We start from the raw sequence: 2,499 nt of genomic DNA, 5'->3' as shown, positions 1-2,499 counted from the left end.
CTTTCGGCACGAGAATCGCCCGTAATTGCCCTAAACCTTGATAGCGTTCGCTAATAATCAAGTAATCTTTAAACTCATCAATTCCTTCAATTAATCGATCGGGATCGTGAGGAATATATTCTTCCCAATACTGTTGCTGTGGTTGCGACACCAGCGTCCGCATGATGCGGAAGTTCTGGGCGTTGTCATTGGTGAGAATGTAAAAATAGCCATCATGATGGCTGACGCTGTATTCATGCCCCTTCTGACGGGGTGTGACGATCGAAAATGTACCGCGCGGATCGTCGGCTGAGACGAAATATTGTTCGCTGGTAATCTTACCGCCAGTTGTCAGGAAGATATATCGATCGTCGCGGGACTTGTCACAACCGACAAAAAACTGCGAATCCTGTTCTTCGTAGATTAGCTCATCGCTGTCAATTGACTCGCCCAATGTATGCCGATACAGCCGATAAGGGCGCAAATTCTCATCCAAAACGGTGTAATAAAAAGTCCGATTATCATTTACCCACTCTAGCGAGTAGTAAGTATTCGCAATCGATTCAGGTAATAGCTCGCCCGTTTCCAGATTTTTAATCCGCAGTGTATATGTCTCCGAGCCATCTGTATCTTCAGCATACGCCAGGAGTTGATGATTGGGACTGATACTAAATGTGCCGAGCTGAAAATAAGGTTTCCCTTCAGCCAGTCGATTTTCATCCAAGATGAGTTCTTCAGGACTATCGAGATCGCCGATTTTGCGACAATGAATGCTGTATTGCTGCCCCGCCGCCACTCTGGAGTAATAGTAATAACCATCTTTTTTGACGGGGACGCTGTTATCGTCTTCCTTGACTCGCGCTTTTAGCTCTTGAAATAAACTCTCCCGCAGTTCGGCGTGTGGCTGTAATACTTGCTCTGTGTAGTCATTCTCAGCTTTGAGATATTCCATCACCTGCGGATTATCTCGATCGCGCAACCAGAAATAGTCATCGACGATCGTGTCTCCGTGAATCTCGATCTGGTGAGCTAGCTTGGCGGCGTGGGGCGGTTGCATAAGCGAGTGGTAGATAAACATCTAATTTATATTATCGATCGATTTAACGGCGAAGTAAATTCTCCCCTACTCGATCGTTCCTTTTTGATACCTAGTAACGATCGATCGGTAAAAAGCCTGACTCGATTGAGATGTTGTCATATTTGGGTACTCTAAGTGGAAAGAATATATCCGTCTCGATCGCCAGAGGTTCGGTATAACTCAATGAAGTTGTTATCAAACAATAGATAATTTAGCGGTATTATGATATCCAACACTTTTACGATTCAAACAAAAGACTCTATTTCAGTAGCCCGCCAAAAATTGACAGGTGAAACTGAAACTTCAACTAATGAACGAACAAACCTTGTGTTTTATGCTTCTCTTCGAGGACGAGTAACCGAGAATGGTTTCAAGCTGTCTCGCGTATATGGCGGAGGCTCGCCCATAACAACTATCAGTGGGAGATTTAGAGAAGTACCTGAAGGAACTGACATTCATGTAATAATGAATCCTGTTCCCATGATTATTTTCCTTGTACCGTTTTATACTTTTTTCTTATATGATGTTATCTTAAAACAGACATCTACAATAACGACACAATTGAATTTCTTTCAATTAAATTTCACGAGTATTTTTTATTTGCTTTTCAGTGTGATAGGTCTTTTACTGCCTATAGTAGTGCCGATACTAATGTCGATCTTGGGATGGAGGTCTGAGTTAAAGTTTTATCAGACAAGATTGACTAGAATTTTTTTGGAGACGGTCTAATTTTGATAGCCAGCCCACAAGCAAATCCTGACGGAGAAATGATTTCAGATTTTTCTGGAATCGCTATTCATGCACTCGTTGGCATAGCCTACGGTCGGTAATCTCAATCGCTGAGATCGATCGCTAATCGATCGGATTAGAATTTCCTGAAACCTAGACGGAGATCGATATCCACCCAGCAACTAAGTCATAAGTTATAATTCAATTAATCCGATTCAACCTTTGAACCCATGACCTATCTCACGATCGCTTTACCCGAAGCAGTCAAGGATTATATAGATCGGCAGATTTCTAGTGGTACATATAGTACTCCCGATGAGTTTCTAACGGCGTTGGTCGAACAAGAGCAAGAACGTCAAGCTAAACAGAAAGTTAATGTCCTGCTGAAATCCACACTTGGGAAAAATCGGACAGTCGAAGCTACAGACGAATGGTGGCAGCAGCAACGGCAACAATTAATCGACAGCCTTCCACCTCAATCGTGAATCTTCGCATTTTAATTCATGAGGATGCCACCCTCGATCTTCACGAACATTGTAATTATCTGGCTCAAAATAACCAGAATAGTGCTTTTAATTTTTACCCTCTCAATCGTACCTCTCCAGCTCCAGTTCTTGCTAACAAAGAGCGCACGATCGAACCAAAAATTCGCCACCCCACTAAACTCAAACTCCCAATTCGAGTAGCCAATAATAGAGGAGATTGCACCACTA

3 protein-coding genes and 1 pseudogene are annotated in these 2,499 nt (G+C 42.7%); 2 read left to right on the top strand and 2 right to left on the bottom strand.

What is annotated here, in order from left to right; all coding sequences use genetic code 11:
* Window positions 1-1,036 (bottom strand): annotated as a pseudogene (locus RMO52_RS08920) (oligopeptidase B); the annotation flags it as partial.
* A 91-nt stretch (window positions 1,037-1,127) separates the two neighbouring features.
* Entirely contained in the window at window positions 1,128-1,256 is a 129-nt protein-coding gene (locus tag RMO52_RS08915; protein ID WP_310413075.1) for a hypothetical protein, read from the bottom strand.
* A gap of 760 nt (window positions 1,257-2,016) precedes the next feature.
* Between RMO52_RS08915 and RMO52_RS08910 the strand changes: the two genes are divergently transcribed.
* Both RMO52_RS08910 and RMO52_RS08905 read left to right on the top strand, forming a co-directional pair.
* Window positions 2,017-2,271 carry a hypothetical protein gene (locus RMO52_RS08910; protein WP_310413072.1) on the top strand — a complete coding sequence of 85 codons (255 nt, stop codon included), beginning with the start codon at window positions 2,017-2,019 and terminating at the stop codon, window positions 2,269-2,271.
* The coding region (locus RMO52_RS08905) for a hypothetical protein (RefSeq protein ID WP_310413069.1) at window positions 2,268-2,499 on the top strand (232 nt) is incomplete at its 3' end. The genes RMO52_RS08910 and RMO52_RS08905, both read left to right, overlap by 4 nt.

It is taken from the genome of Chamaesiphon sp. OTE_8_metabat_110 (genome assembly GCF_031382685.1).
In the GTDB taxonomy this organism is placed as follows: Bacteria; Cyanobacteriota; Cyanobacteriia; order Cyanobacteriales; family Chamaesiphonaceae; genus Chamaesiphon.
The sequence above is the reverse complement of the archived record's forward strand: the minus strand, read 5'-3'. Positions and strand labels throughout refer to the sequence as shown.